General features: G+C 44.4%; 16 protein-coding genes. 8 read left to right on the top strand and 8 right to left on the bottom strand.

Translation table 11 applies throughout. The features are described from left to right. Positions 1 to 127: 127 nt before the first annotated feature. A complete protein-coding gene (locus D1814_RS04220; protein WP_118490251.1) occupies positions 128 to 1,699 on the bottom strand; it encodes an AMP-binding protein in 1,572 nt (523 codons plus the stop codon). A 107-nt stretch (positions 1,700 to 1,806) separates the two neighbouring features. After that, on the bottom strand, positions 1,807 to 2,286 hold the full coding sequence (locus tag D1814_RS04215; RefSeq protein ID WP_183037616.1) for a hypothetical protein: 480 nt from the start codon (positions 2,284 to 2,286) through the stop codon (positions 1,807 to 1,809). 169 nt (positions 2,287 to 2,455) lie between these two features. Between D1814_RS04215 and D1814_RS04210 the strand changes: the two genes are divergently transcribed. Both D1814_RS04210 and D1814_RS04205 read left to right on the top strand, forming a co-directional pair. Further along, positions 2,456 to 3,673, top strand: a complete 1,218-nt coding sequence (locus D1814_RS04210) for a PQQ-dependent sugar dehydrogenase (protein WP_118495299.1) — start codon at positions 2,456 to 2,458, stop codon at positions 3,671 to 3,673. A 392-nt stretch (positions 3,674 to 4,065) separates the two neighbouring features. Beyond that, entirely contained in the window at positions 4,066 to 6,876 is a 2,811-nt protein-coding gene (locus tag D1814_RS04205; protein ID WP_118490250.1) for a bifunctional aconitate hydratase 2/2-methylisocitrate dehydratase, read from the top strand. Positions 6,877 to 7,020: 144 nt separating this feature from the next. On the opposite strand, the gene D1814_RS04200 is transcribed toward D1814_RS04205, so the two are convergent. Next, positions 7,021 to 8,025, bottom strand: coding sequence for a 5'-methylthioadenosine/S-adenosylhomocysteine nucleosidase family protein (locus D1814_RS04200; protein ID WP_118490249.1), 1,005 nt, complete (start codon positions 8,023 to 8,025; stop codon positions 7,021 to 7,023). 343 nt (positions 8,026 to 8,368) lie between these two features. Between D1814_RS04200 and D1814_RS04195 the strand changes: the two genes are divergently transcribed. The 6 genes from D1814_RS04195 to lysC all read left to right on the top strand — a co-directional run bounded on the left by D1814_RS04195 (position 8,369) and on the right by lysC (position 15,834). Beyond that, a complete protein-coding gene (locus D1814_RS04195; RefSeq protein ID WP_118490248.1) occupies positions 8,369 to 9,547 on the top strand; it encodes an alpha/beta hydrolase-fold protein in 1,179 nt (392 codons plus the stop codon). A 6-nt stretch (positions 9,548 to 9,553) separates the two neighbouring features. After that, positions 9,554 to 9,835 (top strand): DNA ligase, encoded by a 282-nt coding sequence (locus D1814_RS04190; protein WP_118490247.1) that lies wholly within the window; start codon positions 9,554 to 9,556, stop codon positions 9,833 to 9,835. Positions 9,836 to 9,975: 140 nt separating this feature from the next. Then, positions 9,976 to 10,929, top strand: coding sequence for a DNA ligase (locus D1814_RS04185; protein WP_118490246.1), 954 nt, complete (start codon positions 9,976 to 9,978; stop codon positions 10,927 to 10,929). A 362-nt stretch (positions 10,930 to 11,291) separates the two neighbouring features. Continuing rightward, a complete protein-coding gene (gene acnB, locus D1814_RS04180; RefSeq protein ID WP_118490245.1) occupies positions 11,292 to 13,904 on the top strand; it encodes a bifunctional aconitate hydratase 2/2-methylisocitrate dehydratase in 2,613 nt (870 codons plus the stop codon). A 72-nt stretch (positions 13,905 to 13,976) separates the two neighbouring features. After that, positions 13,977 to 14,426: a DUF192 domain-containing protein gene (locus D1814_RS04175; RefSeq protein WP_118490244.1), complete on the top strand. Its 450-nt coding sequence runs from the start codon at positions 13,977 to 13,979 to the stop codon at positions 14,424 to 14,426. A 58-nt stretch (positions 14,427 to 14,484) separates the two neighbouring features. After that, on the top strand, positions 14,485 to 15,834 hold the full coding sequence (gene lysC, locus D1814_RS04170) for a lysine-sensitive aspartokinase 3 (RefSeq protein WP_118490243.1): 1,350 nt from the start codon (positions 14,485 to 14,487) through the stop codon (positions 15,832 to 15,834). A gap of 76 nt (positions 15,835 to 15,910) precedes the next feature. Here lysC and D1814_RS04165 read toward each other — a convergent pair whose 3' ends face one another. The 5 genes from D1814_RS04165 to pdxA all read right to left on the bottom strand — a co-directional run bounded on the left by D1814_RS04165 (position 15,911) and on the right by pdxA (position 21,248). Then, positions 15,911 to 17,935: a HAMP domain-containing methyl-accepting chemotaxis protein gene (locus D1814_RS04165; RefSeq protein ID WP_118490242.1), complete on the bottom strand. Its 2,025-nt coding sequence runs from the start codon at positions 17,933 to 17,935 to the stop codon at positions 15,911 to 15,913. Between the two features lie 284 nt (positions 17,936 to 18,219). Beyond that, positions 18,220 to 19,047 (bottom strand): symmetrical bis(5'-nucleosyl)-tetraphosphatase, encoded by an 828-nt coding sequence (locus D1814_RS04160; protein ID WP_118490241.1) that lies wholly within the window; start codon positions 19,045 to 19,047, stop codon positions 18,220 to 18,222. Between the two features lie 7 nt (positions 19,048 to 19,054). Further along, entirely contained in the window at positions 19,055 to 19,429 is a 375-nt protein-coding gene (apaG, locus tag D1814_RS04155; RefSeq protein WP_118490240.1) for a Co2+/Mg2+ efflux protein ApaG, read from the bottom strand. An 8-nt stretch (positions 19,430 to 19,437) separates the two neighbouring features. After that, a complete protein-coding gene (gene rsmA, locus D1814_RS04150; protein WP_118490239.1) occupies positions 19,438 to 20,265 on the bottom strand; it encodes a 16S rRNA (adenine(1518)-N(6)/adenine(1519)-N(6))-dimethyltransferase RsmA in 828 nt (275 codons plus the stop codon). After that, positions 20,262 to 21,248, bottom strand: a complete 987-nt coding sequence (gene pdxA, locus D1814_RS04145) for a 4-hydroxythreonine-4-phosphate dehydrogenase PdxA (protein ID WP_118490238.1) — start codon at positions 21,246 to 21,248, stop codon at positions 20,262 to 20,264. The genes rsmA and pdxA overlap by 4 nt, the downstream gene beginning before the upstream one ends. Between the last annotated feature and the right edge of the window lie 6 nt (positions 21,249 to 21,254).

Here is a 21,254-nt window from a genome sequence, read left to right as displayed (position 1 = left end):
GAACCGTGATTTTTTCAACACGTTGAGCTTATTCTTTGGTAGCAGTAGTCTGATTTTAAAATAAAAAACGCATAGGTTTACTCACTATGCGTTTTTCTATCAGTTGTTATTTTTGTGCGGTTTGGTGTTATTGGGCAGAACGCAGCTCTCGACGTAGTATTTTACCTACAGTAGATTTGGGTAGCTCTTCTAATATAGTGATCGACTTTGGAACTTTGTAGTTCGTCAACTGTGTCCTACAATGTTCGACTACGTCTTCTGTCGATACGTCCCCAGATAGCGTAATGTAAGCACACACTCGCTCTCCTGTCTTGTCATCAGGTTTACCAACAACGGCGGCTTCCATAACACTTGGGTGAGAGGTTAGTACATCCTCTATTTCGTTCGGGTAAACGTTAAAGCCTGAGACAATAATCATGTCTTTCAAGCGATCTACAATCTTAATTGCGCCAGATTCTGTGCGTATGCCGATATCACCGGTTTTGAAGAAGCCGTCTTCGGTCATTACCTTTGCCGTTTCATCATCCCGATTCCAATAGCCCATCATAACCTGCGGTCCGCGCACAGCTATTTGCCCCGACTCACCTTCTGAAGCTGGCTTATCATAACTATCAAGAAGGGCTACCTCAGTGTCTTCTAGCTCATGGCCGACTGTGCCTATTTCCTCTTTCCCTGGAATGTTGAATGAAACCACGGGCGCGGTTTCAGACAGGCCATAGCCCTCGGTGATGGTGTTACCCGTCACATCTCGCCAAATTGACACAGCTGCTTGGGTAAGCGCTGTACCGCCAGACATAGTGAGATGAAGATTAGAAAAATCAAGTTTTGCAAACTCTGGATGTCGTCCAAGACCGACAAACAGCGTATTTATACCCATAAAGGCGGATATTTTATGAGGCTTAAGTGTTTGAATGAAACCGTCGATGTCTCTCGGGTTAGGAATAAGAATAATGTGCGTGCCTTTCGCAAATAACGCCATCATACCGACCGTAAACGCATAAATATGATAAAGCGGTAACGGGCATACCAACACTTCTTCGCCGTCTTTGAAGCCTTCACCAATGCGATCAAGCATTTGAATGCAGTTAGCCATTACATTCTTATTGCTAAGTGCTGCGCCTTTAGAAACGCCGGTTGTACCTCCGGTGTATTGCAGCATGGCGAGTTCGTCTAACGCTATTGAAGGGCGAGAGAACGAAGGCAGTGCACTTCCTATTTCAATTGCTTTGGTAAAAGAAACAGTCCCGTCGAGCGATGGCGCTGTACCAGGGTCTAGCAACTCTGTTGCCGATGTCGTAATGACTGTCTCGATACCAGTATCATCTTTAATGTTGGTAAACTTAGGAAGTAAGTCACTTAAGATCACCAAGGCTTTTGCACCGCTATCGGTAAACTGGTGCTTCATCTCTCGCTCGGTGTATAGCGGGTTAGTATTTACTACGACAAGCCCCGCGCGTAATGCGGCATAAACGACGATAGGATTTTGTATGAGATTAGGAAGCTGAATGGCGACTTTTGTACCAGGAGTCAGTTTTGCATCATGCACAAAGTAGCGCGCTAACGCAGACGACTTACTGTCAATATCCGCAAACGTGAGGGTTTGTCCAAGCGCCGTATAGGCAGGTTTATCTGCGAACTTCTTCAAAACACTTTCGATATAGTCGGCTAGACATGTCACATTATCTGGGTAAGTTATCATGTTGCTTATTCCTAGTAAGGCAAAGGATGTAGGGTCTATGCCTTACATTAGCAAACTTAACTTTTTATTTACATCAGTGCTGGCTTATTTAATAGTATAAGTTTTAGTTATCGTTGGCTGCTCGAACTATCACTTAACTGAGAGTAGAAAATCCCTGCACAAACGCCCGCAAAACACTGTGCTACCAGTCCGAGAGTAGATCGAGCACCTGCAATTAGGGTGACATTTAATACAGGCTGCATGGCTAGCAACATCAATAGAAACGAGAGGCCGCCTGCAGCAGCGAAGAGAATGGACCGGCTAGTGCTGGTCGCGCTTTTTGCTTCGTGAAGGTTGAGTTGCTTAACGATAAAGTGCGTTATTAAAAAAGCTAACAGTAAAGTAACGGCGATAATAGCACCGTAAGTGGGCAAGAGACCTAAAGCGTCCTGCCATATCATGGAAAGCCAATCGCTAACGTTTAACGCGACGCTAATTTGAACCAGGCCCATCAAAACAGAGATTGAATGAAATAGACTTGCAAGTAGGAAACCGACTGCCCAAGATGGGACAAAATGAAAAATAGCGCGGCGAGTTGAGTGTCTCATGTCATACATTCCGAAGTTCGTCTGTAAGTACCATGTATTAACTATCGACAAAGCGCAACAAGAACCCTGAATGTAGTTATATTGCGCTTACTCACTAAGCATATCACTGTAGCTTAAATAAAATTAGCAAAGACGAGCGAGGACAATAACAATGAAGTCAGTGCGTATTATGAAAAGATTTCTGGTTTTCGCATTTGCTAGTGCTGCTTTTTCGCATGCTCTGGCGTTAGGTCTCGTTTCTGACGCCGATGTCGAGCCCACGCATAATACTGAAAAGCATGCAGTCATACGCGATGTGCCGGCGTCTTTAAAAAGTTTTGCTAGTAATGTAGTAACTGAGAACTTGGTAACCTCGTTAGCGTTCCCGAAGGCGTTGACAACTCTTGTAGACCACGAGAAAGCAACTACGTACATATTAATCGTGACAAGAGATGGTGAGCTCGTCATTCTTGATGATGACGGAGCGGTTTCTAGATTTTCTTTGGCTCTCGATCATTTGTATACCGAAGGGCAGGGTGGTGTGCTAGATATTCTTATCCCTTCTCAGTTTCCTGCCAATCCCACTGTATTACTCAGTTATTCCAAGGGTAATGATGATGCAAACCGTCTTGCTGTAGTAAAAGGTGAACTTTCTCTCACTTCTGGCATAAGTAACATTGAGCAGGTATTAGAACTAAAGCAAACAAAAGATACGCCTGTGCACTACGGCGGGAAGCTTCTTCAGCTTAGAACTAGTGATACGAGCGAAGAAGAGGGTTTTTTAGTCACCACAGGTGACGGGTTTGATTACCGAGAGCAAGCTCAGGTTGTTAGCTCACAGTTAGGTAAAGTGCTAGGTTTTTCCATAGCAGGCAAACCGTTCATGAGCTCTGAATTTCCAGAAAGTCCTTACGTATACACGTTAGGGCACCGCAATCCCCAAGGGTTAGTGCAGGGACCTAAAGGGCAAATATTTCTGCATGAACATGGGCCTGATGGCGGCGACGAAGTGAACTTGCTTCAAAAAGGTGCGAACTACGGTTGGCCTGTAGTTACATTAGGTAAAGACTATTCAGGGGCTAGAATTTCACCTTTTTCAACCTACCCGGGTATGACAGACCCCATTGTAGACTGGACACCATCAATCGCGCCATCATCTATGATTTACTATTCCCATGATCAATATCCAATGTTGACCAATACCTTGCTTGTTACCAGTTTGAAAGCTAAAGCCTTATATGCGGTTAATAAATCTTCAAATAATTATGTTTCTACGAAGATTTTTGACGAACTGGAAATGCGTTTAAGAGATATTGCAGTTGATCACCAAGGTAACCTACTTCTTCTGACAGACGGTGAGAATGCTAAGGTGGTAAAAGTTGCACCTAAACAGAAAAAAGCGCGATAAAAGATCAAAAAAGTGAAATTTTGTTTCAGAATTGGTGGTAATTTGTACTGGTAGCACCATAAATAGAATGAATCTTTGTCATAAGTGCAACACTATTATTTATCTTGATTGGTCAAACCATTCATATTGAAATTGAACTTGAATTTCAGTGCCTATTTTTGTAACTGATTGAAAATTAGATATAAAATTTATTTTCATTAAAAGGTTACTATTAACATCTATGCTCTACAATGTTTATTTAAATTTGGTTTGAGCGGATGTATAACCAACTGGTTACTTTCAGTCATTACGTAACTGCTAAAAATCAGTTAAAATATCCCTCATTTTTATATGCGTATAGCTAAGACCGACTTAACACTACGCCCAAGTAAAACTAAGACCGAGAGAACCATATGAGTTTGTATTCAGAATATCTGGCAGAGATCGAAACCCGTAAAACGGAACTAGGTCTTAACCCTAAGCCAATTGACAGTGCAGAACTGCTGTCTGAAATTATTGCTCAAATTAAAGATACAACAAACGAGCACCGCGAAGACTCTCTAAAATTCTTTATCTATAACACCTTGCCAGGAACAACACCTGCTGCTGGTGTTAAAGCACAATTTTTAAAAGAAATTGTACTTGGCGAAGAAAAAGTAGAAGAAATCACGCCTGAGTTTGCACTTGAGCTACTTTCGCACATGAAAGGTGGTCCATCTGTAGAAGTACTTTTAGATCTAGCGCTTTCTGATGATGAAGCAGTGGCTAAGCCAGCTGCTGAAGTTCTGAAAACGCAGGTTTACCTATACGAAGCGGATACAGAACGTCTTGAAACAGCATTTAAAGCGGGTAACACGATTGCTAAAGACGTACTAGAAAGCTACGCAAAAGCTGAATTCTTTACCAAGCTTCCTGACGTTCCAGAGAAAATTGAAGTAGTGACCTATATCGCTGCTGAAGGTGATATCTCAACTGACCTTCTTTCTCCAGGTAATCAAGCACACTCTCGTGCAGACCGTGAACTTCACGGCCAGTGCATGATTTCTCCTGAAGCGCAGCAAGAAATTGTTGAGCTAGGTAAAAAGCACCCTAACGCAAAAGTTATGCTTATTGCTGAAAAAGGCACAATGGGTGTAGGTTCTTCACGTATGTCTGGTGTGAACAACGTTGCACTTTGGGCCGGTGAGCCTACAAGCCCTTACATTCCGTTCGTAAACAAAGCACCAATTGTTGCTGGTACTAACGGTATCGCACCAATCTTCCTTACTACTGTAGACGTAACCGGTGGTATTGGTCTTGACCTTAAAAACTGGGTTAAGAAAACAGACGAAAACGGCGAAGTGGTTCGCGATGCGAACGGCGACCCAGTGCTTGAAGAAGCGTATTCTGTAGCAACTGGTACAGTACTGACTATTGATACCAAAGCGAAGAAGCTTTTCAACGGTTCAGAAGAACTTGCTGACGTATCTGCCTCATTTACTCCTCAGAAAATGGAGTTCATGAAAGCGGGTGGTTCTTACGCCGTTGTATTCGGTAAGCAGCTACAATCTTTTGCTGCACGTACACTAGGTGTTGAAGCTCCGGCAGTTTACGCGCAATCGAAAGAAGTTTCACACGAAGGCCAAGGCCTTACTGCTGTAGAAAAAATCTTTAACCGCAATGCGGTAGGCGTAAATTCAGAAGCGCCGCTTCACGCGGGTTCTGATGTTCGCGTTAAAGTAAACATTGTAGGTTCTCAGGACACCACTGGCCCAATGACCTGCCAAGAACTAGAGTCTATGGCGGCGTCAACCATTTCACCTACTGTTGACGGTGCATACCAGTCTGGTTGTCACACTGCGTCAGTATGGGATAAGAAAGCACAGGCTAACATTCCTAAGCTAATGTCATTTATGAACAACTTTGGTGTAATCACAGCACGTGACCCTGAAGGTGTTTATCACTCAATGACTGACGTTATTCACAAAGTGCTTAACGACATCACGGTAGACGACCGCGCCATCATCATTGGTGGTGACTCGCACACTCGTATGTCAAAAGGTGTAGCATTCGGTGCCGACTCAGGTACGGTTGCATTAGCGCTTGCGACAGGTGAAGCGGCAATGCCAATTCCAGAGTCTGTGAAAGTGACCTTTAAAGGTAGCATGAAAGAGCACATGGACTTCCGTGACGTGGTTCACGCTACTCAAGCGCAAATGCTTAAGCAATTCGCTGGCGAGAACGTGTTCCAAGGTCGCGTAATTGAAGTACAAATCGGTACTCTACTTGCTGACCAAGCGTTTACGTTCACTGACTGGTCTGCAGAAATGAAAGCGAAAGCGTCAATCTGTATCTCTGATAATGAGACTATGGTTGCGTCACTTGAGCTTGCTAAGAGCCGTATCCAAATCATGATCGACAAGGGTATGGATAACGAAGCAAACATGCTTCAAGGTCTAATCGACCTTGCTGACAAGCGTATTGCTGAAATCAAGTCTGGCGAAGTACCAGCACTTGCACCAGATGACAACGCTAAATACTACGCAGAAGTGGTTATCGACCTAGATCAAATCGATGAGCCAATGATTGCTGACCCAGACGTAAATAACGAAGACGTGTCTAAGCGTTATACCCACGACGTGATCCGTCCAGTTTCTTACTACGATGGTAAGCCAGTAGATCTAGGTTTCGTAGGTTCTTGTATGGTGCACAAAGGCGACATGCAAATTATCGCACAAATGCTGCGTAACCTAGAGAAGCTTAACGGCTCTGTAGAGTTTAAAGCGCCACTTGTTGTTGCTCCACCTACATACAACATTGTTGACGAGCTTAAAGCAGAAGGCGACTGGGAAGTACTTGCGAAATACGCAGGCTTTGAATTCGACGATGCTAAACCTAAAGAAGCAGCGCGTACTAAGTACGACAACATTCTTTACCTAGAGCGTCCTGGATGTAACCTATGTATGGGTAACCAAGAAAAAGCTGAGCCGGGAGATACCGTAATTGCTACCTCTACACGTCTTTTCCAAGGCCGTGTTGTAGCTGACTCTTCTGAGAAGAAAGGTGAATCACTACTAGGCTCTACGCCGCTAGTAGTACTTTCAACCGTACTAGGTCGCTTCCCAACAACTGAAGAATACAAGCAAGCGGTTGAAGGCATCGACCTCACTAAGTTTGCTCCGCCTTCAGAAGATTTGGCTGTAACACCAAAGTTTGAAGCGGACGTAGCCGTTAAGCGCGTATAAGCACTTACCGCTAGACAAAACGTTAAAAAGCCCCAGCTAAGGTTGGGGCTTTTTTTATACCTGAAATAATGGGGTCAGAGTACATTTAATTAGAAAGTACTCTGCTTCAATTGGCGAGAAATGTACTCTGACCCCACTTATCGGTTATTCGGGAGCGGTTGCTACAAGCTCGTCAAGTATACCAAGTAGCAGCTTGGTGCCTGTGCCAGAGGCTATTGCGTCAAATACATTTTCAACATTTTTACCGTGCTGACCGCCGGCTAAATCGCTAATTGAGCGGATAATTAACCAATCTACGTCGTTAACAAAACTCACCTGTGCGACGGTTGCTGATTCCATTTCTGCAACATCAGCCGTGTAGACGTCGCGCAGCCACTCTCGGTATTTAGCATTGTCTACGAATACTGAACCTGTTACTCCATTTCCACCTATATCAATCAGTATTTCCTTACCAGATGGCATAGTGATAGGCGGGATCTTTGTGAGCGCGCGTTTTGCCATTTCCAACAATGCTTTATCGGCAGTAAAATAGGGCATTCTTCTGCGGGTGTCCCATCCTTCTTTAACTACAGCTACCTCGGTAGGGTGAATAAAACCAATGTTTTTGTAGTCGGGTGCGTGCTTATCTGTCTCCCGTCGCGCTTTGTAATACTCTAGCTGTTTAGCGTAATAGTCAGGAAGCTCATAGGTGTTAGCGTCACCTTTCTTTGGGTTTATATAGACAGATTCGTCATGGAAGTACCAGCGTTCAGGCACTGCGATATCGCCTGGTGTATATTTCGGGTTTATAGCCCCTGCAATACCCATCATAACCAGCTTATCAATAGGGAAGTAATCCAACGCCATCTGCACGGTCATTGCTGCGTTGGTAATACTGACACCCGTACTAAATACAACAATGGGCTCACCTTTATAAGTGCCTAACTGATATTTAACCCCTTTAATATAAACAGTTTGCGTAATTTGAGCGTCGTCCATGGTTGCAAATGCGGCGTCAATGGCTTCAATTTCTGGCTCGTAAGCAGCAACCACGGCTGTCCATTTGTTTGTAACATTGGAAAAATCTTTTGGACCGTACTGACTAGTATCGTCATTTGCTAAAGACGATAGCGATATACACATGAATAAAACAAAACTACTTAAGCGCATAGTGACCTTATTAAATTTATTATTTGCACCAATGAGGTGCGGTTGATGAGAGAGAACTGTACGTAATTGAGATAAATAGCTATCGGAACAGCCTCAATTAAACACTAGGGCAATGTTCGAGCCAATAAGATCGCTAAATATCGGCAACTTTATTATGGTGATGATAGCAATTAATAAAGGTGTGAGCGCAGGCAACTCTTTTAGTTTGTTGCTTAAAATTTGTATACCAAGTAATGTTAAGTAAAAGCTCACCTAAATAATTAACGTATCCATAAAAATCTGCCTATTTAAGCGATTAGCATAGATCTTATTGGATACTCTTAAATAAAAGGACTTAACCCTTATGTTATTCAAGTGTATTACGCTAACCGTATTAGTGTGTTTTTTTGCTCACTCGTCTATTCAGGCCGAACCTAACGAAGAAGCAAAAAACTACGAACTGAAAGTAGAGAAGTTTCAATCTAAAGTGTTAAAGGAAGAACGAGAAATCGTTGTTCAACTTCCTAAAGGCTACGCCGAAAACTCTGACAAGAAGTACCCTGTAATTTATCGACTAGATGGTGCGGTTTATCTACCTATAATGAATGCGGTACTTGAATCACTTCAATCTGAAAATGCTGCGCCAGAAGTAATTATAGTCGCCATTGAAAATACCGATCGTTTTCGAGATCTTTTCCCTACGGCAAATGAAGACCCATACGGGCCTGTAGGTTATGGCGGGGGCGGGGCAAACTTTTTGTCTTTTATAACCACTGAACTTATCCCAATGGTTGAGAATAAATACCGGGTGCATGACTTTCGGGTGATAGCCGGGGGATCCGCGGGTGGGGTATTCGGGTTGTATGCGCTCACTCAAAATCCTGAGCTCTTTAATGCTGTGATTGCCTATAGTCCTGCGGTGTGGTGGAACTATGGCGCGCCGGCAAAAAGAACTGTTGCGTTTTTTAAATCTTCCAGTCAATTGGATCACTATATCTATACGTCCATAGGCAACGAACCGGCGCCAATGCGACCCTACTATGATGATATGATTTCGGGTATGCGGGCAAACCAACCTGCCGGTTTGAGGTGGGTAAATGATGCCTATGCCGGTGTTCGGCACAACTTGGTTACGGCAGCGTCTATTTTTAGTGCTTATCACAACCTGTTCTTGTCAGCTTATTTAAGGCCTGAACAGTTCGATGGTAATATTCAAAGCATTGGCAAATATTACGATCGCGTTTCAAAGCAACGCGGGCAGAAATTAGAGGCGCCTGAATGGGTAATTCGAGAATTAGGTTATCATTATGTGCGTTCTGAAAATTACGAAAAGGCTATTGAGCTGTTTAAGCACGATATAGCTAAGTACCCTGAAATGCCCGACCCGTATAACGGCATAGCGTATGGTTACGAGCAAATGGGTGAGTATAAAAAAGCACTTGAGAGTGTAAACAAGGCTTTGGAGCTTTCGACACCGCAGCACGATGGTTACCAAGTTTATACAGATAGACAAAAACGTTTGCATGATTTACTGGATGAGTAAGCTACTTTGAAATACCAAAGCAAAATTAATCGTATAAACAATATTACTACCGTTTTTATTATTGGGATTTGCGCTGTAACGAGCGGTTGCAGTTCTGTTTCGACAGCGCAAACTGAACACTGTATTGAGCAAGCTAATCGCGTTGAAGTTTATGAAGTGAATACGGCCGATGAGCGGCTAAACGCATGTTTAGAGACCTACCAAAAGAGACGTGACGAAGAAAGAACGTTTGGTGAGGCATTAGCCGAGGATGTGCTTATCTCAGTTCTTGATATCATCACTGACTAAGATTTTTTCAGCCAAACAAAAACCTTCCAACGTACAGTTATAAAAAGTCCAAAGGCAGAGTAATCTACTCTGCCTTTGTCGTTTTAGTCTCTTTCTAATGGCTTTAACGGACTCCGTTTAATAACTTATGGAAAGAGCTAATGCGTTATATTCTGACATCTGCCTGTGTGTTTTTAATCACGGCAGTTTCTCACGTTTGTGCACAGAGCAAGCTTGATATTGTCGACGGTTTGCAGCTTGCCAAGCAATATGAACACAGCCGCCAAGATATAAACATCACCGATTACTGGGTGAGCGAAAAGTTAGACGGTATTCGGGCACGATGGGATGGCACTGAACTTAGGACTCGAAACAACAACAAAATATTTGCGCCAGCTTGGTTTACCGTCAATTGGCCTAAAGCGACTATCGACGGTGAACTTTGGATAGAAAGAGGGCAATTTGAACTTACAGCTTCCATCGTGCTTTCTAAGTTAACGGAAGGGAAGTCGCACCTTGTCGCTAATTCTTTGACTGGGGCCGAAACTACCGCGTACGACATTGCAGCAGCGTCTATACCAGACACACGCTGGGCTAAAGTTAGGTTTATGGCCTTCGACATGCCTGTAGCAGGACAGCGTTTTGACAGCCGACTGAACAAGCTTAATAGCCTTAAAAAGGCCACTCCCAACCCCACGTTTGCCGTGATCCCTCAGTTTAAACTTTTGTCTCTAACCGCGCTCGAAGAAGAACTTAAAAAAGTAACCAAAAACGGTGGTGAAGGGCTGATGCTTCATCGCGGGAAGGCGTTTTACCAGACAGGGCGTAGTGACAATCTACTAAAGGTAAAAAATTTTGAAGATGCTGAAGCGAAAGTGTTGGCGCAACTTCCAGGGAAAGGAAAATTTAAAGGCATGATGGGTTCACTGTTGGTAGAAACATCTGACGGCATTCGATTTAAACTGGGAACGGGATTTTCTAACAAAGAGCGCCAAGCGCCTCCGGCTATAGGTAGCTGGGTAACCTTTAAGTTTTACGGTGTAACGAAAAACGGTAAGCCAAAGTTTGCGAGCTACCTTCGCACTAGACCCGGCTTTGACTTATCAAAAAAATAGTACCCTTATTAATTAGCGAAATAGCCTCAATATCGAGCCTTCAATTAGCTGTTATCTATCCTTTACGATGCACTTCAATTGAACAAGCGTCACATAAAGCTACCCCCTTGTCTTCAAAATATAAAACCCTATAACTTACTTAACCAGTAATTGTTTTTGTCACTTTATGTACAGCCCTTTAATCGCTTTTAGCTTTCAAAAGTAATGTTATGAATAGCGATTATAAGCGGATAATAGGGGCTAAAAATTTCAAAACTTAGCCTGTGAAGTTATACTGTTGATGATTAATTAAACACTCCTTGCGTCAAGTGCGTACAAGACCGTTTACTCCCATTGCGCAAGCTAACTTAGAGGAAGAGACTGTGTTACAAGACTATCGCAATCACGTTGAAGAACGTGCAGCCCAAAATATCCCCCCAAAACCTCTTAATGCAGAACAGGTAGCAGCCCTTGTCGATTTGTTGAAAAGCCCGCCAGCAGGTGAAGAAGTATTCCTATTAGAGCTGCTCTCAGAGCGTGTGCCGCCAGGTGTTGATGAAGCGGCTTACGTCAAAGCTGGTTTCTTAAGTGCCATTGCAAAAGGCGAAGACAGTTGTGAACTTATCTCAAAAGAGAAAGCTGTTGAATTGCTGGGAAATATGCATGGCGGTTATAACATTGCGACGTTAGTAGAGCTACTTGACGATGAAGACCTTGCGCCATTGGCTGCCAAGGAGTTAAAACACACGTTGCTGATGTTTGATGCCTATCACGATGTGGAAGAGAAGCACAAAGCGGGTAATGAATACGCCACTGATATTATTAAATCTTGGGCTGAAGGCGAGTGGTTTACATCACGCAAGCTAATGGACGATAAAATTACTTACACGGTGTTTAAGGTTACAGGTGAAACCAATACCGATGATTTATCACCTGCTCCGGATGCATGGTCTCGCCCAGATATTCCATTGCACGCGCTCGCTGCTTACAAAATGCCTCGCGAAGGGCTCGAGCCAGAGGAGCCAGGCGTTAAAGGACCAATGGCGCAAATAGGAGAAGTCAAAAGTAAGGGCTACCCCGTTGCTTTTGTCGGTGATGTAGTAGGTACAGGTTCATCGCGTAAGTCGGCCACTAACTCTGTTTTATGGTTCTTTGGCGAAGACTTGCCGGGTGTGCCTAATAAACGTGGTGGTGGCGTATGTATCGGTTCCAAAGTCGCACCTATTTTCTTCAACACTATGGAAGACGCGGGTGCATTAGTATTTGAAGCCGATGTGGAAAAAATGAACATGGGTGATGTAATAGACATCTATCCATTTGAAGGAAAAATTACTAATCACGAAACCGGTGAGCTACTTGCTGAATACAGCTATAAATCGAAAGTTATTTTAGATGAGGTGCGTGCCGGCGGACGTATTAACTTGATTATTGGGCGCGGTCTTACCGAAAAAGCTCGGGAAACATTAGGCTTGGGACCAACGGATCTATTCCGCACGCCAGAACAGCCGAAAGACAGCGGAGCGGGTTTCTCGCTTGCGCAGAAAATGGTAGGTAAAGCCTGTGGTGTTGAAGGCATTCGCCCCGGCACCTACTGCGAGCCTAAAATGACAACCGTAGGCTCGCAAGATACTACAGGCCCCATGACACGTGATGAGCTTAAAGATTTAGCATGCCTTGGCTTTACGGCTGATTTAACCATGCAGTCATTCTGTCACACTGCCGCTTATCCCAAGCCGGTGGATATTGAAACCCAGCACACGCTACCTGATTTTATTATGAATCGGGGTGGGGTATCGCTTCGCCCCGGTGACGGCATTATCCATAGCTGGTTAAACCGCATGCTGCTGCCTGACACAGTAGGGACTGGTGGTGACTCGCATACTCGTTTCCCATTGGGTATTTCGTTCCCTGCGGGCTCTGGCTTGGTGGCGTTTGCTGCAGCAACGGGCGTTATGCCCCTAGATATGCCTGAGTCTATATTGGTGCGCTTTAAAGGTGAGATGCAGCCGGGCATTACCTTGCGTGATCTTGTACATGCCATTCCGTTATATGGCATTAAACAAGGGCTATTAACGGTAGAGAAAAAAGGCAAAATCAATGCGTTCTCTGGCCGTATTTTAGAAATCGAAGGGTTGGAAAACCTCACTGTAGAACAGGCGTTTGAGTTGTCTGATGCGTCAGCAGAACGTTCAGCTGCAGGTTGTACTATCAACCTTTCTGAAGAGTCGATTGCAGAATACTTGCGTTCAAACATAACCATGCTTCGCTGGATGATCAACGAAGGTTATGGCGACCCTCGTACGCTAGAGCGCCGCGCGCAGAAAATGGAAGAGTGGCTAGCGAACCCAGAATTAATGCGCGCCGATGCGGATGCTGAATATGCCGAGGTTATTGAAATAGACCTTAACGACATTAAAGAGCCTATCGTGTGCTGCCCAAATGATCCTGACGATGCGAAAACCTTATCTGACGTTGCGGGCGACAAGGTAGATGAGGTATTCATTGGTTCATGTATGACAAACATTGGCCACTTCCGTGCAGCCGGTAAGTTACTTGAGCAATACAATAAAACACTTCCAACCCGTTTATGGATGTCGCCACCCACTAAGATGGATAAGGCCCAGCTAATGGAAGAGGGCTATTACAACATTTACGGTCGCGTGGGCGTACGCACCGAGATGCCGGGGTGTTCACTTTGTATGGGCAACCAAGCAAGGGTAGATGCAGGCGCCACAGTGCTTTCAACATCAACCCGTAACTTCCCTAACCGTTTAGGTGATGGAGCCAATGTGTATCTAACCTCAGCAGAGCTTGCCGCGGTTGGTGCCATTGTGGGGCGCATTCCAACTGCCGAAGAATACATGGAATACGCCAGCAAAATTAACGCAATGTCGGGAGAAGTATTCCGCTACTTAAACTTCGACAAAATGCCTAGCTTTAAAAAGGCGGAAGAAGAAGCTAAAGCGCGCATTATTCCAACGTTGAATGTTGCTTAAAATAGTGTATAAACTACAAAGCCGGTTGCCTTAGTGGTGACCGGCTTTTTTTATGGCGAAAAGGAATGTCTAATGGGAAAATCTTTCTTTATTGTTGCTGCACTTGTATTAACCTTAGGGTGTGCAAAAGCGCAGGTGGACCCTGTATCGTCACTGAATTCAGTGGACTTCGAGTCTATTACACTGGAGATAGGTGGCAAGCGCTATGAAGTTGAGTATGCCAATACCTTTGAGCAACGCGCGCAGGGCCTTATGTTCCGCAAAGCCTTGTGCGAAGACTGCGGTATGTTTTTTAAGTTTTCTAGCCCCAAATTTGCGGGCATGTGGATGAAAAACACCTTTGTTCCCCTAGACGTAGCATTTATCGACAGAAATGGCGTAATAACGGATATAAAACCTCTCACTCCCCATAGTTTGGAGTCGGTCGGATCATCGAAAGAGGTACTTTACGCGTTGGAAATGAACCAAGGGTGGTTTGCCGAGAATAATATAAAAGTAGGCGACCAAATAACGATTGATTAACCGTGTGAAGCGCGGTTGTCGCTAGCGAAAAGCTAGTTTTATTCTGGAGTTAAATATAGTGACAAATGCCTTATCGATAGCTAAGTTCGGTGGAACTAGCGTAGCGAATTACGAAGTAATGCAAAACTGCGCCCGAATTGTTGCCGGTAATGAAAAAACACGCATTGTGGTAGTCAGTGCTTCAGCTGGGGTAACAAATCACCTTGTTAGCTTAGCGCATACGCCAATGACGCAACAGCAAATCGAAGAAACCTGCCAAGCCATTGTGGATATAGAACACGCTATCCTAAATAAGCTTGACGACAAAGATGCAGTAGAGCCTAAACTTAACGATTTGCTAGAAGAAATGCGCAGCTTAGCGTTTCACGAAGAGATACTTCACCGCGATGATTTAAAAGATCAGTTGCTATCTATGGGTGAGCGAATGTCTTCACTGATGTTCTCTTCAGTGCTTGCAGAGCAAGGCGTGAAAACCATGAACTTTGATGTTCGCAAAGTACTTCGTACGGACAGCGAGTTCGGTGAAGGCGCGCCTCAAATAGATGAAATTGAAAAACTTGCTAAACAGCTGCTGGCCCCTGAAATCAAAGAGGCTATTGTAGTTACACAAGGTTTTGTTGGTGCAGATGAAGAAGGTCGTACAACAACCCTTGGTCGTGGTGGCTCTGATTTTACGGCTGCACTGCTTGCAGAAGCGCTTGATGCAGAATCCTGTGAGATCTGGACTGATGTAACCGGGGTTTACACAACTGATCCCCGCATTACACCTGCTGCCCACCCACTGCCTGAACTAAGCTTCGAAGAAGCAGCGGAAATGGCGACATTCGGTGCCAAGGTACTCCACCCTGCAACTATGGAGCCTGCGCTTCGCAAGGATATTAAAGTGTTCGTAGGTTCTAGCAAAGAGCCTGAAAAGGGCGGCACGTGGATTGTTCGAGATTGCGAGCACGAGCCTCCGTACCGTGCTATCACTCGTCGTAAAGAGCAAGTAATGGTGACAGTGAAAACACCGAAAATGATGTACGCGCAAGGGTTTCTACAGCAGGTATTTGCTATTATCGCTAAGCATAAGCTGAGTGTCGATTTGGTTACAACGTCGGAAATCTCGGTATCCTTTACCCTAGATAACCCAGCGAACTCTGTAGCTCAGCGTTTGAATAAAGAGACCATTGCCGAACTTGAAACTATCTGTGACGTTAAAGTGGAAAAAGGTTACGACCTTGTCACCGTCGTAGGTAACAACATGCAAACGGCTATTGGAGTTTCAAGTAAGATTCTATCTGCGGTATCTGATTTTAACTTACGCATGATTTGCTTTGGCGCCAACCCGCACAACTTATCGTTCTTGGTGAACGAGACCGACAGTGATGACGTGGTTCGCAAGCTGCATTCGGCGTTGTTTGAATAAGTACAATGTTTACGCAAAACGTAAAAAAAACGGTCGCCTAAAGGCGACCGTTTTTATTTGTATTATGCTTAAGAGATTAAACTTTAAACTGTCTGATAGACTGCTGCAGCTCTTCAGCAAGTCGTGCCACTTCATGACTAGATTCAGACGTTTGCTGTGCACCCGCTGTAGTCTCTTCAGCGATGCCCACAATGGTTTCAAGCTTTTCACTGATTTCTTGCGATACTGTATTTTGTTCACGGGCTGACTGCTCAATTTGAGAGCTAACGTCATGGGCTTTGTGAACCGCATCGGTAATGATATCTAGCGCTTGCGTGGCTTTTTCGGTTTGTGCAACACATGCAGCGGTCTGTTCTTTACCTTGGTCCATCACAGACACCGCTTTTTCAGCCCCAGCTTGAAGAACTTCAATCATGGCGTTGATCTCTTGTGTCGACTCCTGTGTGCGACTCGCAAGGGTTCTAACTTCATCTGCAACTACCGCAAAGCCACGCCCTTGTTCACCGGCGCGGGCAGCCTCAATCGCGGCATTTAATGCAAGCAAGTTAGTTTGATCTGCAACACCGCGAATAACGTCAAGAATACCACCAATGCTTGCGCTGTCTTGGTGAAGCTTATTGATAACGTCGGCTGCTTCTTGAACATCACGAGACAAGATCTCAATAGTGTTTTTGTTCTCCAGTGAGATCTGGCGAACATTTTCAGCTTCGGCATCTGCATGGCGAATTTGGCTAAGTGTATCTTCTGCATTTTGCACGACAAGCTGCGACGTAGAGTGCATTTCTGTGGTTGCTGTTGCTACTTGGCCGATTTGAGACTTTTGATCCTGAATAGAATGAGTGGTTTGTGCTGTCACTGCCGATGTCTGTTCCGATGCCGCAGCTAGCTGCTCTGCACGAACGTTAATAGCAGTAATCAGCTCTTTTAGGTTGCCAATAAGCGTATTACAGTTTCGTGCTAATAGCCCGAACTCGTCTTGTGCTGAATCGTCTAGACGATGAGTAAGGTCACCCGATGAAGCAACAGTAAGCAGTTCGTTTACACGATAAAGCGGACGTGTAATAGCACGCACAGTTACGTAGCCAATGAAGGCCGCTACGGCAATAGAGATGAGAACAACAACAATAACAAAGGTGTTACCCGTTGTGATAGCACCATTCACCTGGTTTTCTATATGAGACGCTTTTTTATCAGCAAGGTTAAGCAGGTTTTCAAGTGCGACAACCCCTTGGGTGATATTTGAATCTGATGCGTTAAGTGCTTGTTCAGCGTCATTTCTGCGCTCTAAGCGATCTACATGAAGCTGCACTACACCGTCGTTAGCTTTTATGGCGTTGATGGCGTCGTTTACTAAGTCGTTAATATCATCAAGTGTACCTGAGTCATCACGACCGCCCGCTGCTTCAACCATTTCACTTAGCTGGGTAACTACTTTTTCAACAACAAGGTCAACCTCGTTACCAAGTGTCTGTGAACGCACTAGCGTTTCGGTTTTGATATATTCGTAAGAAACAGTAAGTAGAGAGAGAAGCGAAGTTTCAAGCTGTCCACCAATCTCAGCAGCCCGTCTAAGGTTAGGGTCACGCTGAACTGCGTCTAGATCTGAAAAATCCAGAAGGTAGGTGGAGGCATCGTCTGCGTTATCTTCAGCATCGCCTAGTTTGTCTTGTATATTGTTACGCAAGTTGAGGTACATTTGGTGATTTTTGTACATGGTCTCAACATTAGTGATATACGCATCATAAGATTCACGAACATTGTTTAGCGTGCTTCTTAGCTCTGGCTCGTTACTAACGGCTTGTGCTAGCTTCTTATACTCATTTTCAAAGGTATCTTTGGCTGAGTCGAATGATGCTCTTTTGTCCTTAAGATCACTTAAATCTTCTTCGATATAACTTTCGAAGGTGAGTCGACCCATATTCAGGAAGCTTGCTTTAAGTGCATTACTGCCTGCTACCGTGGGCAAGGCAACGTCGTTTACTTCCTCTGTTGCAGAGCCTATAGAATTGAGGTTATAAAGTGACACAACACTTATAACGATTAGAAGTGCGCTAATCGCTACAAATCCCCCGATTACGCGTGTGGCTACCGTTATTTTCATCGGAACTCCTGGATGAGTGTTTTTTTATTTTTATCCCTAACGATATTACCCGCCTCAGCTAACAAAATATAGCACTTATAAAGGCATGCTTGCTTGAATGCTGAGCAGGTAACGAAACATCATCGTTACTTTCACAAGTAAGTGTATCGGCTACAGTGACTTAATGTTTATTTTATTTAGCACTTAAGTCTAATTGTTATTACTGGTACAACCAGTTAGAGCTGGAAAAGCTGGCTCTTATTCGGACAAGTTTCGTATCTGAAGACGTGAATACAAAAATGATTCTACGCTGGTACGCTAACCAAAGTTGAGGTATCTAAATTCAATAGCGTCATACTTTGCCCCCATACATAGCCAGTATCTAACCCAACAAACTGCGAGTTGTTTGTCTGGCCTGAAAGGGCGGCCCAGTGTCCGAAAATTACTCGCTGGCTAGCTGTGAGCTTTGTATTGTCTACTTCAAACCAAGGCCTTAGGGTGCTATTAGCAGAATTAGAAACGGTACTGGGATGAGACTTGTTGTCAAAGTCGAGGGTGCCATCGGTATGAACAAACCGCATGCGCGTACACGCATTCACAATAAAGCGCAGTCGCTCGTCATCCTCGAGTTTATCTGACCAGTTGTCGGGTGTATTCCCGTACATCTTTGAAAGAAAAATAGCGTAATCATCTGATTTTAGGATGTTACTAACTTCATCACTCAGGGCAACGCACTTATCAATAGACCATTTAGGATAAAGTCCAGCGTGAACCATTACTGATTGTTCGTCTATTTTCATTGCGAGCGGGAACTGACGCAACCAATCAATAAGCTCTGTTAAATCTGACGCATTAAGTAGTGGCTCTAATTTGTCTGATTTTTTAGCTTTGCGGATGCCGTTTACAACGGCGAGTAAGTGTAGGTCGTGGTTACCTAAAACACTACTAAATTGACTGCCAAGGGATTTAAGAAAGCGCAATGTGCTTAACGAATCTTCTCCTCTTGCAACCAAATCACCGACAGCGAGCAGCTTATCGTTTGTTTCGTCAAATTTTACTTTATCCAATACACGGCGAAGACCGTCATAACAGCCCTGAATATCGCCAATGACGTAGGTGTTACCTTTAGACATAGAAACCTTAATGAAGAATGCTTGGAATGGCTAGGCGAAATACGTTTATAGGAACGCGAAAACGCTCACCGCTTTCGAGTTCCATTACATAGTAGCCTTCCATATTGCCAACCGGTGTGTCAATGACTGCGCCACTGGTATAGTCAAAATGTTCACCAGCTTTCATTATAGGCTGTTTTCCTACCACTCCATCACCTTCTACTTCTGACGTTTTACCGTTAGCGTCGGTTATCTTCCAATAGCGACTAAGCAGCTGTACGGTATGCTCACTATTGTTTTCAATAGTAATGTGGTAGGCAAACGCGAACTGCTTGGAATCTGAGGGCAGGTGGTCAGGAAGGTGACGGGTTTTCACCCGCACCTTTATATCAAGTACATCCATAGAGGAACTTATTGCTCTTGTTGGTGCTCTTTCGCCGATACAGCATTAGCTATAGTGGCAAAGTCGTTAAGCGATAGCACTTCGGCGCGAGAAGTTGGGTCTATCCCTAACTCACGGATTTCTTCCTCACTTAAGCTGTCTTTCAGTGAGTTACGGATAGTTTTTCGGCGCTGATTAAAAGCCTGTGCGCAGACGCGTTCAAGGGTGTTTACCGACTCGACATCAACGGGTGGAGCTTGATGCGGAACTAGTTTTACAACGGCCGAATCTACCTTCGGAGGTGGCTTAAACGCACCCGGCGGCACATTTAATACGGGGATAACGTGGCAGTAATATTGCGCCATTACTGAAAGTCTGCCGTAATTCTTAGAACCTGGGCCTGCGGCTAGGCGGTTAACCACTTCTTTTTGAAGCATGAAATGCATGTCTTCAATGCAGTGAGCATGGTCAAAAAGATGGAACATTAGTGGCGTTGAGATGTTGTAAGGCAAGTTACCAAATACACGAAGCTTCTTGTCTTTTATTGGCATCTCTTTGCATAGTGCGCCGAAATCCATCGTCATCGCGTCTTGTTCAATAACAGTTAGTTTTTCGCCGTTAAATGGGTGATGCCGCAGTCGTTTGGCAAGATCGCGGTCGAGTTCAATAACCGTTAATGCGTCAACTTCTTCACAAACAGGGTCTGTTAATGCGCCTAAACCTGGTCCAATTTCTACCAGATTTTGTTCATTTTTTGGCGCGATGGCTGCAACAATTTTACCTATCACGTAGTCGTCGTGTAGGAAATTCTGCCCAAATCGCTTTCTGGCCGTATGGCCTAAATGTGTTTTACTCATTGTTGATGATGTGCAAGCTCAATGGCTTTTTCCAATGCTTTTCTGAAACTACCGGCGTCGGCCTCACCTGTACCTGCTAAATCTAATGCAGTACCGTGATCAACTGAAGTGCGAACAAAAGGTAACCCTAATGTAATATTCACTGACGCCCCAAAACCCTTGTATTTTAGCACGGGTAAGCCTTGGTCGTGATACATAGCTAGCACAACATCGGCATTTTCTAGGTATTTAGGCTGAAATATTGTGTCAGCAGGAAGGGGGCCGGTAATTTTAAGGCCCTCGTCTCTTAGTTCATTCAGTGCTGGAACAATAGTGTGGATCTCTTCAGTACCAATATGACCATCTTCACCGGCGTGCGGATTTAATCCACATACGTAAATGTGAGGTTCATTGATGCCAAACTTAAGCTTCAGGTCAGTATTAATAATATGAATAACTTTATGTAGGCGCTCGCGGGTTATCGCTTTTGCCACGTATTCAAGAGGGATGTGAGTCGTAGCTAGCGCTACATTTAAACCTTCTGTAGCTAACAGCATAACCACATCAATGGTATTAGACTGGTAAGCGAAAAACTCAGTATGTCCGCTGAAGGACACGCCGGCTTTGTTAATAATGCCTTTGTGTACTGGTCCTGTAACAACCGCGTCAAAATCGCCGTCCATATTGGCCTGACACGCTTGGCGTAGAGTTTCGACCACATAAAGCCCGTTCTCACTATCAAGTGTCCCGGGAATAACGTCAGCGGTTTTATCTATCTGCTTTATAAACAACGAACCCGCAGTTTGTATCTGCGGGTTATTTGCATCGTAATCGATTAGCGTTAGCGGAAGCCCTAAGGCGCTCGCTCGTGCTTTGAGCATGTCGCCGTCGGCAAACACGACAAGCTGGGCTTGCCATGTTTCCTGGGCCAGTTTAATGATTAAATCTGGCCCGATACCTGCCGGTTCTCCCGGCGTTATTGCTATTTTAATTGGTGTGCTCATGAATAA

This window comes from Alteromonas sp. BL110, assembly GCF_003443615.1.
Taxonomy (GTDB): domain Bacteria; phylum Pseudomonadota; class Gammaproteobacteria; order Enterobacterales; family Alteromonadaceae; genus Alteromonas.
Note: the sequence above shows the minus strand (reverse complement) of the source record. Positions and strands in the feature narration are given on the sequence as shown.

What these genes read in the sequence shown, in the direction of transcription:
- D1814_RS04220 (WP_118490251.1), bottom strand. Translation starts at nt 1,699, where the DNA reads ATGATAACTTACCCAGATAATGTGACATGTCTAGCCGACTATATCGAA.
- pdxA (WP_118490238.1), bottom strand. Translation starts at nt 21,248, where the DNA reads ATGAGCACACCAATTAAAATAGCAATAACGCCGGGAGAACCGGCAGGT.
- D1814_RS04175 (WP_118490244.1), top strand. Translation starts at nt 13,977, where the DNA reads ATGGGAAAATCTTTCTTTATTGTTGCTGCACTTGTATTAACCTTAGGG.
- D1814_RS04185 (WP_118490246.1), top strand. Translation starts at nt 9,976, where the DNA reads ATGCGTTATATTCTGACATCTGCCTGTGTGTTTTTAATCACGGCAGTT.
- D1814_RS04205 (WP_118490250.1), top strand. Translation starts at nt 4,066, where the DNA reads ATGAGTTTGTATTCAGAATATCTGGCAGAGATCGAAACCCGTAAAACG.
- D1814_RS04165 (WP_118490242.1), bottom strand. Translation starts at nt 17,935, where the DNA reads ATGAAAATAACGGTAGCCACACGCGTAATCGGGGGATTTGTAGCGATT.
- rsmA (WP_118490239.1), bottom strand. Translation starts at nt 20,265, where the DNA reads ATGAGTAAAACACATTTAGGCCATACGGCCAGAAAGCGATTTGGGCAG.
- D1814_RS04215 (WP_183037616.1), bottom strand. Translation starts at nt 2,286, where the DNA reads ATGAGACACTCAACTCGCCGCGCTATTTTTCATTTTGTCCCATCTTGG.
- D1814_RS04210 (WP_118495299.1), top strand. Translation starts at nt 2,456, where the DNA reads ATGAAAAGATTTCTGGTTTTCGCATTTGCTAGTGCTGCTTTTTCGCAT.
- apaG (WP_118490240.1), bottom strand. Translation starts at nt 19,429, where the DNA reads ATGGATGTACTTGATATAAAGGTGCGGGTGAAAACCCGTCACCTTCCT.
- D1814_RS04195 (WP_118490248.1), top strand. Translation starts at nt 8,369, where the DNA reads ATGTTATTCAAGTGTATTACGCTAACCGTATTAGTGTGTTTTTTTGCT.
- D1814_RS04200 (WP_118490249.1), bottom strand. Translation starts at nt 8,025, where the DNA reads ATGCGCTTAAGTAGTTTTGTTTTATTCATGTGTATATCGCTATCGTCT.
- D1814_RS04160 (WP_118490241.1), bottom strand. Translation starts at nt 19,047, where the DNA reads ATGTCTAAAGGTAACACCTACGTCATTGGCGATATTCAGGGCTGTTAT.